Origin of the sequence: Erwinia sp. MYb416 (genome assembly GCF_037479575.1) — a bacterium.
Lineage (GTDB): Bacteria > Pseudomonadota > Gammaproteobacteria > Enterobacterales > Enterobacteriaceae > Erwinia > Erwinia rhapontici.
In genome coordinates, this window is record NZ_JBBGYT010000439.1 from 216,413 (window position 1) to 236,581 (window position 20,169).

19 protein-coding genes are annotated in these 20,169 nt (G+C 51.4%); 7 read left to right on the top strand and 12 right to left on the bottom strand.

Annotation, left to right across the window (positions count from 1 at the left end):
- Window positions 1-10: 10 nt before the first annotated feature.
- The 5 genes from WH277_RS19830 to WH277_RS19850 form a co-directional block, all read right to left on the bottom strand.
- Window positions 11-1,120 (bottom strand): ABC transporter ATP-binding protein, encoded by a 1,110-nt coding sequence (locus tag WH277_RS19830; protein ID WP_133841663.1) that lies wholly within the window; start codon window positions 1,118-1,120, stop codon window positions 11-13.
- A 61-nt stretch (window positions 1,121-1,181) separates the two neighbouring features.
- Complete coding sequence (locus WH277_RS19835; protein WP_133841662.1) at window positions 1,182-2,543, bottom strand: family 4 glycosyl hydrolase; 1,362 nt, start codon at window positions 2,541-2,543, stop codon at window positions 1,182-1,184.
- A gap of 32 nt (window positions 2,544-2,575) precedes the next feature.
- Window positions 2,576-3,421 (bottom strand): carbohydrate ABC transporter permease, encoded by an 846-nt coding sequence (locus WH277_RS19840; RefSeq protein WP_133841661.1) that lies wholly within the window; start codon window positions 3,419-3,421, stop codon window positions 2,576-2,578.
- Window positions 3,418-4,395 (bottom strand): carbohydrate ABC transporter permease, encoded by a 978-nt coding sequence (locus tag WH277_RS19845; RefSeq protein ID WP_133841660.1) that lies wholly within the window; start codon window positions 4,393-4,395, stop codon window positions 3,418-3,420. Before WH277_RS19845 ends, WH277_RS19840 begins: the two co-directional genes overlap by 4 nt.
- 35 nt (window positions 4,396-4,430) lie before the next feature.
- Window positions 4,431-5,696, bottom strand: coding sequence for an ABC transporter substrate-binding protein (locus tag WH277_RS19850; protein ID WP_259151346.1), 1,266 nt, complete (start codon window positions 5,694-5,696; stop codon window positions 4,431-4,433).
- A gap of 123 nt (window positions 5,697-5,819) precedes the next feature.
- On the opposite strand from WH277_RS19850, the gene WH277_RS19855 reads away from it, so the two are divergent.
- The gene (locus tag WH277_RS19855; protein WP_133841658.1) at window positions 5,820-6,755 is read left to right on the top strand and encodes a LysR family transcriptional regulator; all 936 of its coding nucleotides are present in this window, start codon (window positions 5,820-5,822) and stop codon (window positions 6,753-6,755) included.
- On the opposite strand, the gene WH277_RS19860 is transcribed toward WH277_RS19855, so the two are convergent.
- Window positions 6,752-7,024, bottom strand: coding sequence for a PTS transporter subunit EIIB (locus tag WH277_RS19860; protein WP_200643320.1), 273 nt, complete (start codon window positions 7,022-7,024; stop codon window positions 6,752-6,754). The two genes, WH277_RS19855 and WH277_RS19860, sit on opposite strands and share 4 nt — an antisense overlap.
- Before the next feature lie 442 nt (window positions 7,025-7,466).
- Between WH277_RS19860 and WH277_RS19865 the strand changes: the two genes are divergently transcribed.
- Complete coding sequence (locus WH277_RS19865) at window positions 7,467-9,269, top strand: glycoside hydrolase family 13 protein (protein ID WP_339506587.1); 1,803 nt, start codon at window positions 7,467-7,469, stop codon at window positions 9,267-9,269.
- 67 nt (window positions 9,270-9,336) lie between these two features.
- On the opposite strand, the gene WH277_RS19870 is transcribed toward WH277_RS19865, so the two are convergent.
- From WH277_RS19870 to WH277_RS19885, 4 genes are all read right to left on the bottom strand, one after another.
- Window positions 9,337-10,251 carry a GGDEF domain-containing protein gene (locus WH277_RS19870; protein WP_171149197.1) on the bottom strand — a complete coding sequence of 305 codons (915 nt, stop codon included), beginning with the start codon at window positions 10,249-10,251 and terminating at the stop codon, window positions 9,337-9,339.
- A 412-nt stretch (window positions 10,252-10,663) separates the two neighbouring features.
- Window positions 10,664-11,482, bottom strand: a complete 819-nt coding sequence (locus tag WH277_RS19875) for an oxidoreductase (protein ID WP_133841654.1) — start codon at window positions 11,480-11,482, stop codon at window positions 10,664-10,666.
- Between the two features lie 19 nt (window positions 11,483-11,501).
- Entirely contained in the window at window positions 11,502-12,284 is a 783-nt protein-coding gene (locus WH277_RS19880) for an SDR family NAD(P)-dependent oxidoreductase (RefSeq protein ID WP_133841653.1), read from the bottom strand.
- Window positions 12,285-12,358: 74 nt separating this feature from the next.
- Entirely contained in the window at window positions 12,359-13,450 is a 1,092-nt protein-coding gene (locus WH277_RS19885; RefSeq protein WP_227534697.1) for an alkene reductase, read from the bottom strand.
- 133 nt (window positions 13,451-13,583) lie between these two features.
- On the opposite strand from WH277_RS19885, the gene WH277_RS19890 reads away from it, so the two are divergent.
- Window positions 13,584-14,156, top strand: a complete 573-nt coding sequence (locus WH277_RS19890; RefSeq protein WP_167863708.1) for a TetR/AcrR family transcriptional regulator — start codon at window positions 13,584-13,586, stop codon at window positions 14,154-14,156.
- Here WH277_RS19890 and WH277_RS19895 read toward each other — a convergent pair.
- Window positions 14,107-15,015, bottom strand: a complete 909-nt coding sequence (locus WH277_RS19895) for a LysR family transcriptional regulator (protein ID WP_133841650.1) — start codon at window positions 15,013-15,015, stop codon at window positions 14,107-14,109. The two genes, WH277_RS19890 and WH277_RS19895, sit on opposite strands and share 50 nt — an antisense overlap.
- Window positions 15,016-15,136: 121 nt before the next feature.
- On the opposite strand from WH277_RS19895, the gene WH277_RS19900 reads away from it, so the two are divergent.
- Window positions 15,137-16,087, top strand: coding sequence for an alpha/beta hydrolase (locus WH277_RS19900; protein ID WP_133841649.1), 951 nt, complete (start codon window positions 15,137-15,139; stop codon window positions 16,085-16,087).
- On the opposite strand, the gene WH277_RS19905 is transcribed toward WH277_RS19900, so the two are convergent.
- A complete protein-coding gene (locus tag WH277_RS19905; RefSeq protein WP_133841648.1) occupies window positions 16,084-17,019 on the bottom strand; it encodes a LysR family transcriptional regulator in 936 nt (311 codons plus the stop codon). The two genes, WH277_RS19900 and WH277_RS19905, sit on opposite strands and share 4 nt — an antisense overlap.
- Before the next feature lie 119 nt (window positions 17,020-17,138).
- Between WH277_RS19905 and WH277_RS19910 the strand changes: the two genes are divergently transcribed.
- The 3 genes from WH277_RS19910 to WH277_RS19920 all read left to right on the top strand — a co-directional run bounded on the left by WH277_RS19910 (window position 17,139) and on the right by WH277_RS19920 (window position 19,974).
- On the top strand, window positions 17,139-18,236 hold the full coding sequence (locus WH277_RS19910; RefSeq protein WP_133841647.1) for an alkene reductase: 1,098 nt from the start codon (window positions 17,139-17,141) through the stop codon (window positions 18,234-18,236).
- 126 nt (window positions 18,237-18,362) lie between these two features.
- Window positions 18,363-19,241: an AraC family transcriptional regulator gene (locus WH277_RS19915; RefSeq protein ID WP_339506594.1), complete on the top strand. Its 879-nt coding sequence runs from the start codon at window positions 18,363-18,365 to the stop codon at window positions 19,239-19,241.
- 82 nt (window positions 19,242-19,323) lie between these two features.
- Window positions 19,324-19,974, top strand: coding sequence for a LysE family translocator (locus WH277_RS19920; RefSeq protein ID WP_339507045.1), 651 nt, complete (start codon window positions 19,324-19,326; stop codon window positions 19,972-19,974).
- The last annotated feature ends 195 nt before the right edge of the window (window positions 19,975-20,169 follow it).

A 20,169-nucleotide genomic window follows, 5' to 3' on the forward strand; every position in this document is an offset into this window, starting at 1 on the left:
CCCAGACGAATTAGTGTACTTTTGCCAGATGACGTTGGAACGCCTGGCCGTGACTGTCGAACAGGTAACAGCATTCCACCGGAAGCCGTACCCCAACGGTTTGGCCAACATGGATGGCGGAACGCTCGGCATGCCGCACGACCCAGGGTTCGCCCGCATTGCCGTTGTCCAGATACAGCAGGGTTTCATTGCCCATCTGTTCCACAAACATCACCTCGCCCTGGTATTCGCACTGTTCCACATTGCCACTGCGAATATGTTCTGGACGAATACCGATGTTCACGCTGCGGCCCTCCGCCTCGGCCGGGGTGGCGATGGATAACACCAGCGTTTTGCCATTGTCCAGTTCCACCACGCTTTGCTGTTCGCCCGACCGGCGCAGCGTGGCCGGGATCAGATTCATCTTCGGTGAACCGATAAACTGGGCGACAAATTCATTGGCGGGCTGGTCGTACAGCTCAAGCGGCGTTCCCACCTGTTCGATATTGCCCTGATTGAGCACCACGATCCGGTCAGCCAGCGTCATCGCCTCGACCTGATCGTGCGTCACATAAATAATGGTGACACCCAGACGTTTATGCAGGGCAGAGACTTCCATACGCATCTGCACCCGCAGCGAGGCATCAAGGTTGGATAGCGGTTCATCGAACAGGAACAAGCGCGGTTCGCGCACAATGGCACGCCCGATCGCCACGCGCTGACGCTGGCCACCCGACAAATCTTTTGGCCGTCGTTCCAGCAACGGCTCCAGCTGTAAAATGCGTGCACACTCCCTCACCCGCTGATCAATCTCCGCCTTTGAACAGTGCGCAAGCTCCAGCGCGAATGCCATATTCTGATAAACACTCATATGCGGATACAGTGCATATGACTGGAAGACCATGCCGATACCGCGTTCGGCCGGGCTGTCGTCATTGGCGTAGTGACCATCGATGTACATGCCCCCACCGCTGATCTCCTCCAGCCCGGCAATCATACGCAGCAGCGTTGACTTGCCGCAGCCAGAAGGCCCGACAATCACCACAAACTCTCCGCTTTTAATCTGCAAATTCAGCGAACGGATGACCTCCGCCTTCGCGCCATAGCGTTTTTGAATCTTATCCAGCGTCAACTGCGCCATATTCCCCTCCCGGTTCTCGATAAAATGATGCCGGCCAGCCACCGGCATGAATGAAATGACGCTATTTCAGATAGTTGAGCCAGGGCTGTTGACGAGAGATCATCACATCGACCAGCTCGGGGATCGCACGGCATTGGTTATTCACAGAGTCCACAAGCAGCGCCTGAATCACCAGATCGCGCGAGCCGGCAATAATGGCCTCGGCCGTAAGATCGTGAATGGCAATCTGATTACTGAGCAGCCCACCAATACCCGGTGGGATGTCTACCTGAATGCCGTGCACGCCTTTACGGTCAATGATTGCCGGCACTTCTACCGCGATAAATTCGGGCAGTTGTTTAATAAACCCGCGATTAGGAATGTTGACGGCGGCCTCCTCATAGCCGGAGTCGGTCAGGATGCCCTCCATAATCGACACCACTCTTTCCTTTAATTTAAGCTCGATCTTCGGCTGCACCCCGCCAAGGTAGTTACGGTAGAAGGTGTAAAAGTCGAGAATGCCACGATGGTCACTCACCTCACCCGCCCAGCTGATGTATTCGCCAAAGTGGCTATCCACGGTGATAGGCATGCAGTGGAACTTCTCCAGGATCTCTTTGAACAGGGTGCGGTCTGCCCACGGATACGAACTGTCTTTGCCGCCCAGCGCATGACGCTCAGTACTGCCCTCGGTATCCACCAGTTTGCCGTGCTGACGGGTATACGCCAGGATGTCGCTGTAACCCGGCAGGCTGGCGAAATAGTCAGGCGCTTTGGCGCGGACATCGGCATAGGCATCTTTGCCACTGTCTTTGTAACGCGCGTCCAGCAGCACGCTGAAGTGGTTAAGGCCACCTGCACGCAGGCTCAGGTTATCGAACGAGGTGTTGAGCATTTCAGGCAGATAGCGCTCCAGTGAGGCAATTTCGTGGCACATGCCAACAAAATTGAGTTCCGGGAAGCGGCGATGAACGGTGGTGCAAATGCGGCTCATGGGGTTCGAATAGTTAAAAATCCAGGCATCAGGGCAGATGTCAGCCACATCGGCACAAATATCGAGGATCGGTGGAATAATACGCAGCGAATGGAATAACCCCCCCGGCCCCCCATTCTCACCATAAACCTGCTGAATGCCGTACTGCTGCGGGATCTGCCAGTCAAGGTCCCACAGGGCAAAACGGTCGCCCACCTCAATCGAAATGATGACAAATTCGGCCCCGCGCAGTGCCGTGCGACGGTCGGTGGTGGCACTGACGATGAACGGCAAATCTTCTTTTGCCAGAAAGTCTTTCGCTGTCTTTTCGGTCACCGCCAGTGCAACAGGATTGATGTCATGCAGGATGATTTCACTGCCGTACAGCGCACGGCTCTGAAAGATGTCACCCAGGGTGCCGTAGCCAAACTGTGCACTGCCTGCACCCACTAAAACGATTTTTGTAGCCATGTTTACGTCTCCTGACGAGGATAATGTGGGCATTAGCCCTTAACTGCACCGTTGGTTAATCCACTGACGATGCGTCGCTGGAAGATCAGCACCAGCGCCACAATGGGAAGCGTCACGATCACCGAGGACGCCATGATGGCTCCCCAGGGAAGTTCAAATTGAGAAGATCCCTGCATCATGCCGATCGCGACAGGCACGGTGCGTTTATCACCGGAAATGACAAACGTCAGGGCGAACATGAATTCATTCCACGCGCCGATAAATGCCAGCAGTCCTGTTGTCACCAGCGACGGCCCCATGATCGGCACGAAAATGCGACGGATGATGGTCCAGGTACTGGCACCGTCGACGATGGCCGCCTCTTCCAGCTCCGTTGGGATAGCCTTCATAAAGGTGGTCAGCACCCAGATGGTGAACGGTAATGAAAAGGTGGTGTAAGAGAGCACCAGCGCGCCAAGCGAGTCATACAACCCCATAAAACGCACCAGCTCAAACATGCCGGAGAGCACGGCCACCTGTGGGAACATCGACACGCAGAGAATGGTGAACAGCAAATACTTGCGGCCTGTAAACTGAATGCGCGACAAAGCAAAAGCGGCGGTAATCGACACCAGAAGGCACAGCCCCACGGTCAGCGTTGCCACCACTGCCGAGTTGAAAAGGCTGCGGGCGATGCCGTTATCCATCAGCGCCGTGACATAATTTCCCCAGTTCATTTCATTGGGTAACCACTCCACGTTGAAGAGATTCTGCCCTGAACGCAGGGACGTGATAATGGCGTAATAAAACGGGAACAGGCAGATCAGACAGGCGAGTGTCGCTGCGGTCAGAATCATTAAACGCCGGGCAAGCTGTTGTTGTTGACGGTTCAGCCTCATGATTTTGCCTCTCCATTGCTGCGGCGGCCCAGCATCACAAAGCAGGCTGCAATCCCGGCCACCATCATGAATACCAGTACCGACGCAGCGGAACCGGACCCCATTTCCTGATAACTCACTAACTGATCGCGTGCGTAACCTGACACCGACACCGTCGCCTCACTGTTGGAGGTCAGGATATAAATCAGATCAAAGACGCGCAGCGCATCCATGACGCGGAAAATCAGCGCCACGATCATCGCCGGCATAATTAAGGGCAGCGTGATGCGACGAAAACGCTGCCACGCGTTGGCACCATCAATACGTGCCGCTTCGTACAAGTCGCGGGGGATCAGCTGCAGCGCGGCCAACAGCATCAGTGCCATAAACGGCGTGGTTTTCCACACGTCAACGATCACTACCGCCCACATTGAGAGCACCGGGTCCGCTACCCACGCCAGCGGCGTGTTGATCACGCCCATTTTGAGCAGCAGGTCGTTCACCACGCCGTACTGATCGTGGAACATCCAGCTCCACATTCTGGCTGACACAATCGTCGGGATCGCCCAGGGCACGAGGATTGCGGTGCGCACCAGCCCCTGCCCGCGAAACTTCTCGTTCATCAGCAGCGCCAGCAGCATGCCGAAGACCAGCTCAAGCGATACCGACATCATGCTGAAACGCAGCGTGTTACCCACGGCCATCCACCACAGCGGGTCCGCCAGCACGCCGTAATGATGGCCACCCGCAGCAACGTCAAAATAATTGGAAAAGCCGACAAAGTGGTAATCGTCAGGCGCATCCAGCATGGCATCAGTGAAGCTGTAAAACAGCGTACGAAAGAGAGGCCAGCCAGCGACGGCGGCCAATAACAGTAGCGCAGGCGCCACCAGCAGCCAGGCAATACGGCTGCGGCGCAATTGATAGCTGCGCTTCGCCACCGGTGCGCTGGCGGTGTTGTCAGGAAGGGACAGGGAAGGCGTTTCTTGCTTCATACATCGTACTCCGGACCGTTAATGGGGCATTGGGTTCAACGCCATCCTCTGGCTTTAATTCTCTCCAGCCGCTGCTGTAATCCGGCCACCGCGGTTGCCCCATCAATGTCACCGCGCAACACGTTGTAGGTGGCGTTATAGATCGCTTTAGAGACCTGCGCGTACTGCCGCCGGGTCTGCGTGGCGGGGCGCGGTTTGGCCAGCAAGAAGATGTTTTTGAAGTCAGACAGATAAGGTGCCTGCGCCAGGACCTCAGGATCGTCATACAGCGCGGTGCGTGACGGAGTCCACCCCATCAGCGCCAGGGTTTTCTTCTGTGATTCGGCACTGCTGACGATGTTGAGCAGGGCAATGGCTGCCTGTGGATTTTTGGTATACGCACTGATCGCCCAGTGCCAGCCGCCCATGGCGCTGACCGATGTGCCATCGTCGCTGGCGGGTAACGGCATAACGCCGACCTTGCCACGAATGGCGCTGCTGCGGTCTTCTGCCAGCGTATAGGCGTAAGGCCAGTTGCGCATAAACAGGGCATCACCGTTTTGGAATACCGAACGCGACTCCTCTTCCATATAGCCCAGCGCCCCGGGCGGGACGATTTTACCGATCCACCCTGCGGCCCTATCCAGCGCTTGTGCAGCGCGCGCGTTGTTGATGGTAATATTGCCTTGAGAATCAATCACACTGCCGCCGTTCTGTGACTCCACCCACTCCAGCGCGTTACAGGTCAGCCCTTCATAGGCTTTGCCCTGAAACACCATTCCCCAGAAATTTTTATGCCCTGATTCGCGTTCACTCTGCTGAATGCGCGTGGCAATGCGGGTCAGTTCTGTCCAGGTCACCGGGGGCTTTTCGCCGTATTTAGCCAGTAAGTCTTTGCGGTAAAACAACGCTCCCGCATCCATATAGGCGGGAATCGCTTTCACGCGTCCATTGACCACATCGTTTTGCATCGCGGTGGGGAAAAAGTCATGGCGGATATCGCTAACGCTGTCCGTCAAATCGAGAAGATGTTTGTCCAGCACGCCAATCCATACGGTATCCGCCTGAAACAGATCAATGGCATCGGAATCTTTCGCGGCAAACAGCTGCTGAAACAACGACAGTTTTTCATTAGAGGCAGGAGGAAGATCGATAAATTTCAGGGTATGGCCCGTTTGAGCCTCAAACTTCAGCTTAATATAGTGACAAAATTGACGGCCTTCCTTGCTTGGCGGGCACTCCATGCGCAGGGTATCTGCAGCAGCCAGACCCGATGTCAGGGTCAGTACGGCAAGCACCAGTTCCGGGATCACTCTTCTCATAGCTTGTTCTCAGGTGGGGGCGAGAATATCGTCATAGGAAAAAAAATAGCGAAACCATGACATTGACGGAAATTGATTTTCACCGCTAAGCTATAGAAAAAATCTATAGCATGAAGGGAATATGTGATCGTGGATAAAATTCTTCGTCAGTTTATTGAAGTCGCGATGTTCAAAAATGTGAGTCATGCTGCAAACAAACTTTGCCTTAGCCAGCCCACCGTTACCCATAATATGAAGAAGTTAGAAGAGAGTCTGGGCGTGCAGCTGCTGGAGCGCACGTCAACGGGCGTGAAGACCACCGAATATGGCGACCTTTTGCTGGAGCAGGCGCAAATGATGCAGCGGATTTATGAAAATACGCTGACAAAACTGGCGTTTATCAAAGCACGTCAGGTGCAAAGCCTGCGCATGGGCACGGGGCATGCCTGGTGGCATCTGTTTATCCGCGACAGCTTCACCGCTTACCGAACGCTGCACCCTACCGTCAATATTCACATCGACCAGGGAAACCATCTCAGGTTGATGGATCTGTTACTGGGGGGGGATATCGATCTGTTTGTCGGGCATGAAATTCAGGGTCTGAATTCGAAGGCGGGGATCAGCTTTGTGCCGCTGTTTAGCGTCACTGACAGCCTGTTTGTCCGGCAGGGTCATCCGCTGAGCAACAGAGTTATCGAACCGGTTGAACTGCAGGACTATCCTTGTGTGGAGCTGACGCCGGATGAGGGTCGCTTTCAGCATATGATGGAAGATATGCAACCGAAAAGGCAGGCAAGAAACCGCATGCATTTAGAAGAGAGGGTGATCTGGTCAACTAACTCCATGATGGCGGCAGTCGATATGATCAACGAGTCGGACGCCGTGATGTTGAGCTATCCGTTATGCATGGCTGACTACTTTTCTCGCCATAAGATTGTTCCCTTGCAAACCACGCAACCCAGTCCACGCTATAACGTCGGCTTTTATTTGATGCGTGAGAAGAGGGACACGGCTCACGTGGTGCAAATGCAGGAACTGATGCAACAGCATCTTGAGCCGATCCGCCACCTGCTGGTTTAACGACGGTGATCGGTTAACCCCGTCAGCGCCTCATACAACGAACGGGAGTTACCCGGGCCGACAACCAGGTGATACTCAGTGCTGTGCTGAGCCGTGTCGACTTCCAGCACGGATTTAATCGCGTCTAACGCTTCTAACGCGTGCCTGTCGAAGCACGCGTTGTCACGAATGGTCACCCTGATGCGACTGGCGCAGTAACTCAGCTTAATGAGATTATCCGCCCCCCCTAATGCCTTCAGCACACCCGCCGCGAGCTGTTGTTTTTCCACATTTCCTCCTGAGAGCCTTTCATATTTTCCGCTGTAGCATAGGGTTGGCATCAGGCGAAGTGAAATTGATTTATTGCCGAGAGATATAGAGTCCATCTATAACTCGCTTCAACAGCATAGCGCGGTGGATATTTTTCAATGAAAAAAAACAGAACTATCCCCCAGAGAGCAAAAGAAACTAAATCGATTCAGCTTAATATCACTTATTCTGAATAAAAATAGAGAACATGATTCCTTTTAGCGACGTAAATTTTATTTCACATTTACTTGATCACTCAAGAGTCGCATAATTAAAAAAACAAAAACACCCGAAATAATTAATAAAAAATTAGTCAAAGAGTCTATTTTTGACATTACCATCTCAATACTTTACCCCACGCATATTAAAGTGATAACTCATCATCTCTCTATTTTTTAGGATTAATCATAGGAGAATTATGTTATGTCCTCTCAAGGATTGAAAACGGCTGTCGCTCTTTTTCTTGCAACCACTTTTTCTGCCACATCCTATCAGGCCTGCAGTGCCGTGCCAGATACCGCCCCCTCACTCACCGTTCAGCAATCAAATGCCCTGCCCACATGGTGGAAGCAGGCTGTTTTTTATCAGGTATATCCACGCTCATTTAAAGATACGAATGGGGATGGCATTGGGGATTTAAACGGTATTATTGAGAATTTAGACTATCTGAAGAAACTGGGTATTGATGCGATTTGGATCAATCCACATTACGATTCGCCTAATACGGATAATGGTTATGACATCCGGGATTACCGTAAGATAATGAAAGAATACGGTACGATGGAAGACTTTGACCGTCTTATTTCAGAAATGAAGAAACGCAATATGCGTTTGATGATTGATATTGTTATCAACCACACCAGCGATCAGCATGCCTGGTTTGTTCAGAGCAAATCGGGTAAGAACAACCCCTACAGGGACTATTATTTCTGGCGTGACGGTAAGGATGGCCATGCCCCCAATAACTATCCCTCCTTCTTCGGTGGCTCAGCCTGGGAAAAAGACGATAAATCAGGCCAGTACTACCTCCATTACTTTGCCAAACAGCAACCCGACCTCAACTGGGACAATCCCAAAGTCCGTCAAGACCTGTATGACATGCTCCGCTTCTGGTTAGATAAAGGCGTTTCTGGTTTACGCTTTGATACCGTTGCCACCTACTCGAAAATCCCGAACTTCCCTGACCTTAGCCAACAGCAGTTAAAAAATTTCGCCGAGGAATATACTAAAGGTCCTAAAATTCACGACTACGTGAATGAAATGAACAGAGAAGTATTATCCCACTATGATATCGCCACTGCGGGGGAAATATTTGGGGTTCCTCTGGATAAATCGATTAAGTTTTTCGATCGCCGTAGAAATGAATTAAATATAGCGTTTACGTTTGATCTGATCAGGCTCGATCGTGATGCTGATGAAAGATGGCGGCGAAAAGACTGGACCCTTTCTCAGTTCCGAAAAATTGTCGATAAGGTTGACCAAACGGCAGGAGAGTATGGGTGGAATGCCTTTTTCTTAGACAATCATGACAATCCCCGCGCGGTTTCTCACTTTGGTGATGATCGACCACAATGGCGCGAGCATGCGGCGAAAGCACTGGCAACATTGACGCTGACCCAGCGTGCAACGCCTTTTATCTACCAGGGTTCAGAACTCGGCATGACCAATTATCCCTTTAAAAAAATCGATGATTTCGATGATGTAGAGGTGAAAGGTTTTTGGCAAGACTACGTTGAAACAGGCAAAGTGAAAGCTGAGGAATTCCTTCAAAACGTACGCCAAACCAGCCGTGATAACAGCAGAACCCCCTTCCAGTGGGATGCAAGCAAAAACGCGGGCTTTACCACTGGAACCCCCTGGTTAAAAATCAATCCCAATTATAAAGAAATCAACAGCGCAGATCAGATTAACAATCCAAATTCCGTATTTAACTATTATAGAAAGCTGATTAACATTCGCCACGACATCCCTGCCTTAACCTACGGCAGTTATATTGATTTAGATCCTGACAACAATTCAGTCTATGCTTACACCCGAACGCTCGGCGCTGAAAAATATCTTGTGGTCATTAATTTTAAAGAAGAAGTGATGCACTACACCCTGCCTGGGGATTTATCCATCAATAAGGTGATTACTGAAAACAACAGTCACACTATTGTGAATAAAAATGACAGGCAACTCCGTCTTGAACCCTGGCAGTCGGGCATTTATAAACTTAATCCGTAGAAGATCCTCGTGGGGCTACAAGCGTTTGTAGCCCCTTCCAGGCTCAAAAAAGGCCTGGCGACCCGGTTTACTCTGCTGCCCATTCGATTCGGTTCTTGCCCCGGTTTTTCGCTTCATACAGGGCGACATCCACGCGTTTAAGTAAATTCTCTACCGTTTCGTCTTCTTTTTTGTGGCCGGCGCCGATACTGACAGTAAAGCGTATTTCATCCCGGATGATTAAGTCCCGGGTTCGGGATAATATCTTTTCCGCCACAACGCTGGCGTCCTGTTGTGATGGCAATTTCACTATAACGGCAAATTCTTCACCGCCGATTCTTGACGCGGTAACATTACCGTCATGCAGGCTACTCAACAGATTACCGAACTCCCTAAGGACTTCATCACCCATATCGTGTCCATATTTATCATTGATGTTTTTAAAAAAGTCGATATCAATGATAAAAACATAATTATCTGTGTTTTTTAACTCCAGAAGAATGTTTCTGAAATACCGTCTGTTTGGCAAGCTCGTCAATTCGTCACGATAAGAATCAATGCTGATATCGGCATATTTGCCATTGACATATCTCACAATAAAATAGATGCCAATCGAAACACAGAGCATCCCTGCCAGCTTGAAGACATCTTCAATATAATACCCCACCCACCGTGGCTGCTGGATAAATTCATCCATCACATCAAACGCAGCAGAGATGATCCAGATATGCAGGCCCAGGTTAATGCCTCTGCGCAGGCTGGCGTTAACCGTTAAACGGTTAAAACTCCATAAGATAAAGTTAAGTATTAGCCACTGAATGATGTCCACTATCCAGCCGGAATTTTCCATCCATGAATGTCCAATTTTCTTTTCCGGAAAGCTGGCCAGATTAATAATCACCACAAAAAAACATAACACCAGAGAGGATAGCATTGGTATGTAAAGATTTTTTAGTGATTCATTTTTTGTAAAAAGTCCGTCTTCATATTTCACAAATGGCATACTAACCCCTGATAAATATTGAAATGAAAATCATTCTCATATAAATTTTATGCCTGAATATTTCATTATTTACCTATCCCTGGCGGTTATAACAACATGTCATCTCCTTGTTTTGGTTTGCGTGAAAACATTGTGCTGATCTTCTCGGAACATAACAACTGGCTACCTGAATTTTACCCTGTACCAAAATCCTGCCGCACTCAGCAACAGAATTCCGGCATGATAAACACGCTCCTGAACGGAGGAAGAATGAGAAAAGCCCGCTCAGGAAATCCTGAGCGGGCTTTTTGTTTTTCATAACTTTGCACGAACCTTTGTATGATTTTAATGCATCTGGGTGAGCGGGAAAAACATCCCTACGCTGGCCTTACCGGTAAAAAGGTCAGAATAGCCCGTTGAGAAAATTTCATTTTTATTCTTTCGCATCGAGCTGAAGATTTTTGCGCACGACCTTATCCAGCAATGACGCAGGGGCGAATCTGAGAATAAAATTCAACTGTCCTGCCAGCGCGCCCGCCGTGTAACGCACCTTCGGGCGTAACGCCTGAGCCGCCTTCACCACCACGTCAGCCACAACCTCCGGGCCTTCCGCTGCGTCCATTGCTTTGCTCACCACTTTCGCAAGTTTAGCCCGGATCAGATCATACTCTTCACGCTTCGCATCCGGCTCAATGTTATTGGCTTCAAACTGCGTTTTCGTATAGGCCGGTTCGATGACGGACACTCTTATACCCTGCGTGCGCAGTTCATGATCCAGTGCTCCCGTATACCCTTCGACCGCATGCTTACTGGCCGCATACAGAGCCACGTAGGGCAACGGAACGATCCCCAGTATTGAACCGATGTTAATGATCCGCCCACTGCCCTGACGGCGCATGTGAGGGATCACTGCCCGCGTCACCCTGACGATGCCCAGAAAGTTAGTGTCGAAAATGCGCCTGGCCTGTTCGACAGAACTTTCTTCCGCCGCCGCCGGGGCAATCCCGAAGCCCGCATTGTTCACCAGAATATCAATCCGCCCCTCCAGACGCAGCAATTCCTCAATGGCAGCCTCGACAGAAGCGTCGTCCGTCACATCCAGCGTTAATAACGGAAACGGATGCGTTCCCGCCTGGGAGCCACGCCGACTCGTGCCATAGACCGTATAACCCGCGGCTAACAGTTTATGAGCCGACGCTTCGCCGATACCTGAGGAAGCGCCGGTCACCAGTGCTACACGTTTTTTTGTCATGCTGACAGGACCTTATTCACTAAAGCGTTTTATATCGCTCTGCGGCTTCATCTTGTTTGATGTCCGAAAGCAGAGCCTGACGCGAGGCATCGAGGGTGTCCCAGCGTGCAGCATGATGCAGTGGTGGGATGGTGACGAGTTCACGGCGATCAAAGCCCACCAGTGCGGCATCCACTAACTCGCCCACTTCCATGAATTTTGACGCATTAGTGATGTCGATCCCCGCACGATCCCAGATTTCCGTGTAAGTGCCGGCAGGGAGCACCGCCTGGACATAAATGCCCTGAGATGACAGCTCGACATTCATTCCCTGAGACAGGAAAAGAACAAAAGCTTTGGTTGCGCCGTAAACCGACATAGAAAATTCAGGGGCCAGGCCTACGATAGAACTGATGTTGACGATCGATCCTTCACCCGCTTGCACAAACCGTGGTGTCACGGCACTGGCCAGTCTCGTCAGGGCGGTAACGTTAAGCGCGATAAGGCGTTCTATCGAATCAGGCGTCTGCTCTGTAAAACTGCCGGACTGCGCGATACCCGCGTTATTGATCAGAATGCCAATCTGCGTGTCTTCACGCAGGCGGGCTTCGACCACGGCTAAATCACGCGTTTGCGTGAGGTCCGCAGGTAACACATCGACAGAAATGCCATTTTCCTGTCGCAGGCGATCGGCAAGTGTCTCTAACCTTGCTTTGTCGCGTGCAACCAGAACAAGGTTGTGTCCCCGGCGGGCGAACCGCTCAGCATAAACAGCACCAATACCCGTCGAAGCGCCTGTAATAAGAACTGAATTTTTAGTCATAAGGTGATCTTCTTTATTAATGTGTAATCAGAATCCGCAATGTGCGGTCCGGGTAGAACCTGGACATCGGCGCTTTACTTGCTGGTTTCAGCAAGCGACGGGTAATCGGTATATCCCGCTGCGCCACCGCCATACAGCGTGTCAGGGTTAAGTGAGGCCAGAGGTGCGCCCGTTTTCAGCCTGTCGACCAGATCGGGGTTAGAAATGAATGGGCGGCCAAACGCGAACAGATCGGCTTTGCCTTGCGTAAGTTGAGCGGACGCCAGCGCCAGGTCGTAGCCGTTGTTGCCGATCCAGGTGTTTTTAAAGCGGCGGCGCAGGGAGCCGTAATCGAACGGCGATACATCACGCGGGCCGCCCGTCGCGCCTTCAACCACATGGAGGTACACGATGCCTAATGCATTGAGTTGATCGGCAACGTAGTCATATTGCGGCTGCGGATCGCTGCATGAAATCGCATTCGCAGGTGAAACCGGTGAAATGCGTACGCCGGTGCGATCAGCGCCGATCTCCTCTTTCACGGCCGCCGTCACTTCTAACAGCAGACGCGCACGATTCTCGACAGAGCCGCCGTACTCATCGGTACGCTGATTAGCGCCGTCTTTCAGGAACTGTTCCAGCAGATAACCATTTGCGCCATGGATCTCTACGCCATCAAACCCGGCGGCAATGGCATTGGCCGATGCTTTTCTGAAATCGTCGATAATCCCCTGTATTTCTGGTAACTCGAGCGCACGTGGCTCAGAGACATCAGCAAAACCGTTGTTCACAAAGGTCTTCGTCTCGGCACGAAGAGCAGACGGTGCGACCGGCGCAGCGCCACCCGGCTGTAAATCGACATGCGAGATGCGTCCTACGTGCCATAGCTGTACAAAAATTCGCCCACCTTTGGCATGAACCGCGTCAGTCACTTTGCGCCAGCCTTCGATTTGCGCTTGCGTATAGATCCCCGGCGTATCCTGATAGCCCTGTGCCTGTGCTGAGATCTGCGTGGCTTCGGTAATCAGTAATCCTGCGGTGGCACGCTGGGCGTAGTAAGTCGCTGCCAGTTCGCTGGGTACCAATCCTGCTCCTGCCCGGTTACGCGTCAGGGGTGCCATCACGAGATGGTTGGCCAGGGTGATGGTCCCCAGCTCGTAGGGTTGAAATAATGTCTGGTTTGTCATGTTTAATCGCCTGCTCAGTGGATGGTCAACGTGTCGATGTAATGATGATGATCGTAATCTATAAAGTCAACTGGTTTGATTATGGTCATCATCAATGTATACTTACCTCCTATTTTTGAAACGGGCAGAAAGCATGAAAGTGTCGAAAGAGCAGGTTCGGGAAAACCGAATACGCATTGTTGAAACGGCCTCAGAACTTTTTCGTGAGCGCGGTTACGATGGCGTGGGCGTCGCGGAATTGATGTCAGCGGCAGGCTTCACCCACGGAGGGTTCTACAAGCACTTTGGTTCCAAGGCTGATCTGATGGCGGAGGCAATGAGCTGCGGTTTCACGCGATCGGCAGAAAGCACGGCAGGTGTGAACCGGGAAAAATTTATTGAATACTACCTCTCCCGACAACATCGCGATGAGATGGGAAAGGGATGTGTGATGTCGGCACTGGGCACCGATACGGCCCGTCAGTCTGAATCCATCAAGGCGACATTTGCGGCCGGGATTGAACGTCAGCTGGCCGTTTTAGGCAATGAAAACGGATCGCGCGCTGAGCTGATAGACACCATTGCGCATCTTGTCGGCGCCCTGGTGCTGTCCCGTGCCTGCCCGGATGATTCCGCTCTGGCTGATGAAATTCTGGATGTATGCCGCACTCGCCTTCTCATTCCCAGGGTAAACCTGGCTCCCAGCGTTCCACAAGCAGGTCAATAAAGGCTCTGATTCGCGGTGATAAATGGCGTTTGCTGGGATAAATGATCCGAATGGGTTCCGGGGGGAAAGGATACTCCTCAAGCACAGGGATTAACTTACCGCTACGCAAATCTTCTCCGAGCAAGTAGATGGGCAAGTGAACGAGACCAAATCCAGCAATAGCCGATGCCCGCATGGCTTCCGAACTGTCGAGGTTCAGCCGACCGGGTCCTTCATAGACAAACGTGCCTTCCGGAGTCGCAAACCGCCAGCTGCGTCTCTTTTCTGCACTCAGAAGAAAGATAGTGTCATGCCCGGTTAAGTCTGCGGGTGTTTCTGGAACGCCTCGTGAGGATAAGTACTCGGGTGATGCACAAGTGACAATATGTTGCGAAGCAATCGTTCGGGTAAGAATGCGTGAGTCGTCGCGAGGTTCACCTATGCGAATAGCAATATCAAAACCCTCTTCTATCAGGTCAACAAACCTGTCGCTAAAGGAGACTTCTGCACGAAGTTCTGGCCACTTTTTCAGATAAATATCCAGAACAGGAAGGATATGTCGCTGCCCAAAAGAGAGCGGCGCACTCAGCCTGAGAGTCCCCGTTGGCTTAACCCTGCGCATGGCCATGGTGGCATCGACCTCCTCCAGGTCATCCAGTATCTGTCGGCAACGATCAAACATGACCCTCCCTTCATCGGTGAGACTCAGACTTCGGGTAGTACGGTTCAGTAAACGCACCCCCATACGCGTTTCGAGCCTGACAACACTTTTGCCAATGGCAGAACGAGTAAGCCCAAGGGAACTCGCTGCGTGGGTATAACTCCCGGCTTTTACCGCAGCGACAAACGCTGCGATATCACCAATGCTGTTGATCTCCATGCTTTATTTATCTCATCCAATACGGGCGTTAACGTACCCTGATATGGGAAACACATTCCCCAAATGTTTATATATTATAGGTTCCTGTTCTTTTTTAACGCAAATACAAACAGGAATAAAAATGTTGAATCAACAAACCAGGCAAGCCGTAAAAGAGTGGTCAGAAAGCCTGGCCGGTCTGGGTCCAATTATTACGGGTGAGGATACCGTAACGCCGATGAGTGAGGTGCGTGAAGCCTATACCCGTATGCTGGCTAAAAATCCTGCACCTGCCGGTGTCAGCTTTACTGAGATCGACATGGGGGGCGTTCCGGGAACACTGGTGACTCCCGATACTCTTAAAACAGAGGCCATCGTTATGTACATCCACGGCGGGGCCTATATTGTCGGCGAACCGGCTGGCTATCACGGTATTGGTGGCAACTACGCCAGCATGCTGGGAGCACGGGTGTTCATGCCGGATTACCGACTGGCACCAGAGTATCCTTTCCCGACGCCCGTTACCGATACAGTTCGTGCGTATGAGTGGTTGATTGAACAAGGCTTTGACGCCAGCAAAATCGTGCTGGCCGGCGAGTCTGCGGGCGGCGCGATGGTTATCACCGTGATGGTTGCTGCTCGCAACAAGGGTCTGCCACTCCCAGCCGGCGGTGTTTCTATTTCACCCTGGGCTAACCTTGAGCACACTGGCTTCTCTATGACCAATAGAGAAGGCCTTGATCCTCTGAATACCAAAGCGGGTCTTGATTTTCTTGCGCGAACGTTCCTCGGCGAGGCATTGCCTAATCATCCAATGGCATCACCGGTATTTGCTGATGTAACGGGCCTGCCGCCGGTGCTCATTCAGATTGGCGAGAACGAACTGATGCTGAGCGACGCTATGCGTCTTGCAACTCATCTGGGTGATAACCGCGTTCGCGTAAACCTGGAAGTCTGGCCGGGTATGTTCCACGCCTGGCATTTCTTCTCCACGCTACAGCCTGAAGCGGTACAGGCGCTTGAGAGTTCAGTCGCTTTTATTGAACAGGCTTTGCGGGATGCAGCGAAGTCATCATTATTGATGATTGACTAAATAACGGGCGCAGCAGATGAACGCTGCGCGCTAGCTAACCGTGTCGGCAACTCTTTTTTGAGTTCCTCAAGTAAGACTCTCACTTTGGGAAGCACCGCATGAGTCCTGGGCCACATTGCAGAAATGGGGGTGGGTGGTGCCTGATATGCGGGTAAAATTGTTTGAAGCTGCCCCTTTTTAATGGCATCCCCGCACAACCAGTCAGGCAACTGCGTCACCCCACATCCGGCAATGGCGGCCTCCAGCATGGCATGACCATTATTGAAACGATAAGCAGAGGATACGACATGCCTTACAACGTGCCCCTCTTTACCCCTGATTAACCAGTAAGTTTGCCCATCTGAAGGCAACCCTGAAATGCAGTTGTGTGATGAAAGCCCATGAAGATCAATGGGGGTGCCTGCTCGTTCCAGATAGACCGGAGAGGCGCAAATAATAAGCCTTTGCTCGCCCAGTCGGGTGGCTACCAGGTCGCCTGAGTCAGGCAGAGGGCCAAGCCTCAGAGCCAGATCAAAGCCGTCTGTCGCCGGGTCGCGAACACGATCGCTGAAATCAACTTCGATATTCAGGGCGCGGTATTTTAACGCCATGATATTGAGTAAAGGCATCATAAAAAGATGCCCAAAGGCCACCGGTACCGTCAGGCGCATCAGCCCGGAAGGTTCCACTGTCCCCGCCTCGATTTTGCTTTCGGCATCTGAAATCATCTCCAGAGCAGCATTGCAGCTATTGAAATAGATCTCCCCTTCCGGTGTCAGCGACAGGCTCCGCGTACTGCGGTTGAGTAAGCGAACCCCCAGACGTGTTTCCAGACGCTTGATGCTTTTGCTGAGTGCCGAACGCGTCACGCCTAAACCGTCAGCTGCAGCGATGAAACTGCCTTTTCTGACGACTTCAGTAAATTCCTGTACGCCATTGAGTTGTGCCGTCACAGATATTGGTTCCTTTATGTCAACACTGAGGGTTTTTTTGACCAGGTAATCAGGGCCTGTAAATCAAGGTAAGATCCTCGACACTAGTTTTTTACCATGAAATTCATTCAGGAGACAGAATGAGCGAGTTATTGAATATCTATACAATGAATGGAATAAGTCTTCGTAATCGCGTCGTTATGGCACCAATGACCCGATCCCGGGCTTACAATCTTGTCCCCACTGACAGTATGGTCACCTACTATCGTCAGCGCGCCACAGCAGGTTTGATTGTTTCCGAAGGTTCACCTGTTTCAATGGAAGGTCGTGGACAAGCTTACACACCGGGAATATACACTCACGAACAGATAGAGGGCTGGAAAAAGGTCACTGAGGCAGTACATGCGGAAGGCGGGAAAATATTCATTCAGCTTTGGCACGTGGGACGTTCTTCCCACATTGCTCACCAACCTGATGGACAGGCACCGGTCAGTTCCGTCTCACGTATTGCAGAAGGCTGTACAACTCACATTCCCGGGGAAAACGATCAGTCTGTACGTGCATTTCACAGCCAGCCTCGGGCATTAACAACGGATGAAGTACCGCGGGTGACGCAGGATTTCGTTCAGGCGGCTAAAAATGCCATTGAGGCGGGATTTGACGGTGTAGAGATCCACGCTGCTAACGGCTACCTCTTTGAGCAATTTATCAATGGCGGACTTAACGACAGAACAGACCGCTATGGCGGTAATATTGCTAATCGCCTGCGATTCACGCTGGAAACGGTGGATGCGGTCTCTGCTGCCATCGGGAGTCATCGGACGGGTATCCGTATTGCACCTTTTGGTCGCCTGCAGGATATGCATGGCTTTGATGATGAGCAGGAGACCTGGCTAGCCTTGGGTATCGAACTGCGTCGTCGTCATCTTGCTTATGTGCATTTGAGCGATCAGGAATCTCTGGGAGCTCAGGCCCTCCCTGCCGGCTTCCTGACAACGTTTCGCGAGACCTACGAGGGAACTCTCATCGTCGCGGGCAGCTATACACCGGAGCGCGCAAAACGGGCACTCAGGGAAGGTTTTGCCGACTTGATCGCATTTGGACGCCCTTTTATCGCCAATCCCGATCTCGTTACACGCATGAAGAACGAGTGGCCGTTGGCTGTTCCTGACAAGAATACGTTCTACACCGGGCGAGATGCAGGTTATATAGATTATCCCTCGTATCACGTGGATTAGGTAAACCCGCAGTAATATCTCTGTGCCAGATGAGGGCTCACCCGCGCAGGTTCTCTTTTTAATTGATGACAACGTGTCTGGCTTTACGCCATGCTTACGTCAATGTTCATCAGGATGAAATCAGACATGCTCATCAGGCCCGCTCCACTCTCTGTGGATTTGCCCGACTGTGGTTACAATAACGTCAGTCCCCCCAGCCAGGCACAATTCTGGCGTGATTCGACTACGGGTTATGTGGAAAGTCGTCGCGCCTGTAACAGCCGTGCATGTTATAAGCCACACAGTCACCCCACCTTTTCAATAGGGGCAGTGGATGCAGGCGGTAGCACATTTACAGGAGCGTCCGGGGGCCCTTGCGCTCTTCGGCCAGGAATGATGGTTTTCATTCCCGCTAACTGCGTTCATGCCTGTAATCCATTACCCGATCAGTCCTGGAGCTATCAGATGCTGTATCTGGATGCTGCATGGTTAAATGAAGCCATGGCTGAAATAAGCCCTATTTCAGGGGGATTCATCAGTAAAAAAGACATTCGAATCATTGATAATGAAGCGGTCTATGGCCGCTTTTGTGAAATGAATGCCACCCTGTTTTCAGACGCCAGTGCAGAAGACAAAAATACGGCGTTAATAGAGTTTATTGGCGACTGTGACTGTGGCATCAATCTGGTAGACACATTTCCTGGGTTATCAGCGGGTGTCAGGCTGGCGCTGAAAAACGTTATCGATGTGTTGCAGCAAACTGACCGGCAGCCGTGGGCATTAGCCGCGTTGGCAAATATTGCAGGCATGAGTCGCTATCAACTCATCAGGGAGTTTCGCGCGGCCACCGGAATGACACCACATGCTTACCAACTCAATGTGCGTATTAATCAGGCACGCCGCTGGCTACAGTCAGGCCATGAAATAACAGAAATTGCTTATCGACTGGGTTTTGCCGATCAAAGCCATTTTCAGCGCGTATTCAAGGCTTATGCTGGCGTAACGCCGGGTTGCTATCGAGCCTGAGTAAAATGCAATTTTATTCAATACAATCCTGCCTCAAGGCTGCACCCTATTAAAAAATATTTTCTAAAAGGGTGATACCGTGATGCAACAATTTCTTATCGTGGCCGCAGCGCATTTTTTGGCGTTGCTGTCGCCAGGCCCGGATTTTTTTCTGGTTGCCCGAACCTCAATTAAAGCTGGCTGGCGTCACGCAGCGAAGGCTTGTCTGGGAATCGCGATCGCTAACGGTGTTTTTATCTTCGCGGCTTTCAGTGGTCTTACGCTTCTTCGCCCTGGCAGCATGAGCTTTATTGCCATTCAGCTTGCAGGCTGTGCCTACTTACTGTACATCGGTATACTTTTCATCCGTTTTGCAGGCACGAGCACTATCGCCGAGCATCATGTCAAAGCACCCGGGCGTGTCACCGCATCTGCCGATGTATTGAGTCACTGGCGTGTATTCGGCATGGGCTTTTTATCGGGTATTCTCAATCCAAAAAATGCGCTGTTTTACGTCAGCCTGGCCACGCTGATTGAGGGATCTCATACCGAGACAAATTTGAAGGTCTTCTATGGTGTGTGGATGTTTAGTATTGTGCTGCTGTGGGATTTACTGATAGCCATCTTCATTGGTAATCGTCTGGTATTACAATCCTTTTCGCAGTTATTACCCTGGCTGGAACGTATCTCCGGAGTCATGCTGATTGGGCTGGCGCTGAGTGTCCCCGTGGTCAATGTCATGGCACTGGCTTGAAAAGCAGCGTACTCCCCGCTTCCGACATCCGTATTATTTCGCAGCATCCACGTCTGCTGTTGGCACGGCGCAGATCGAGGCCGGTAGCAGGTCTGCGATAAGCGGACTAAGGTCTATCCTATCCGTTCGGAGCTGTAACCGGCACATTCCAAAGCCTTTGTATCCATTCCTTAATGATTTTATCATCTATGATAA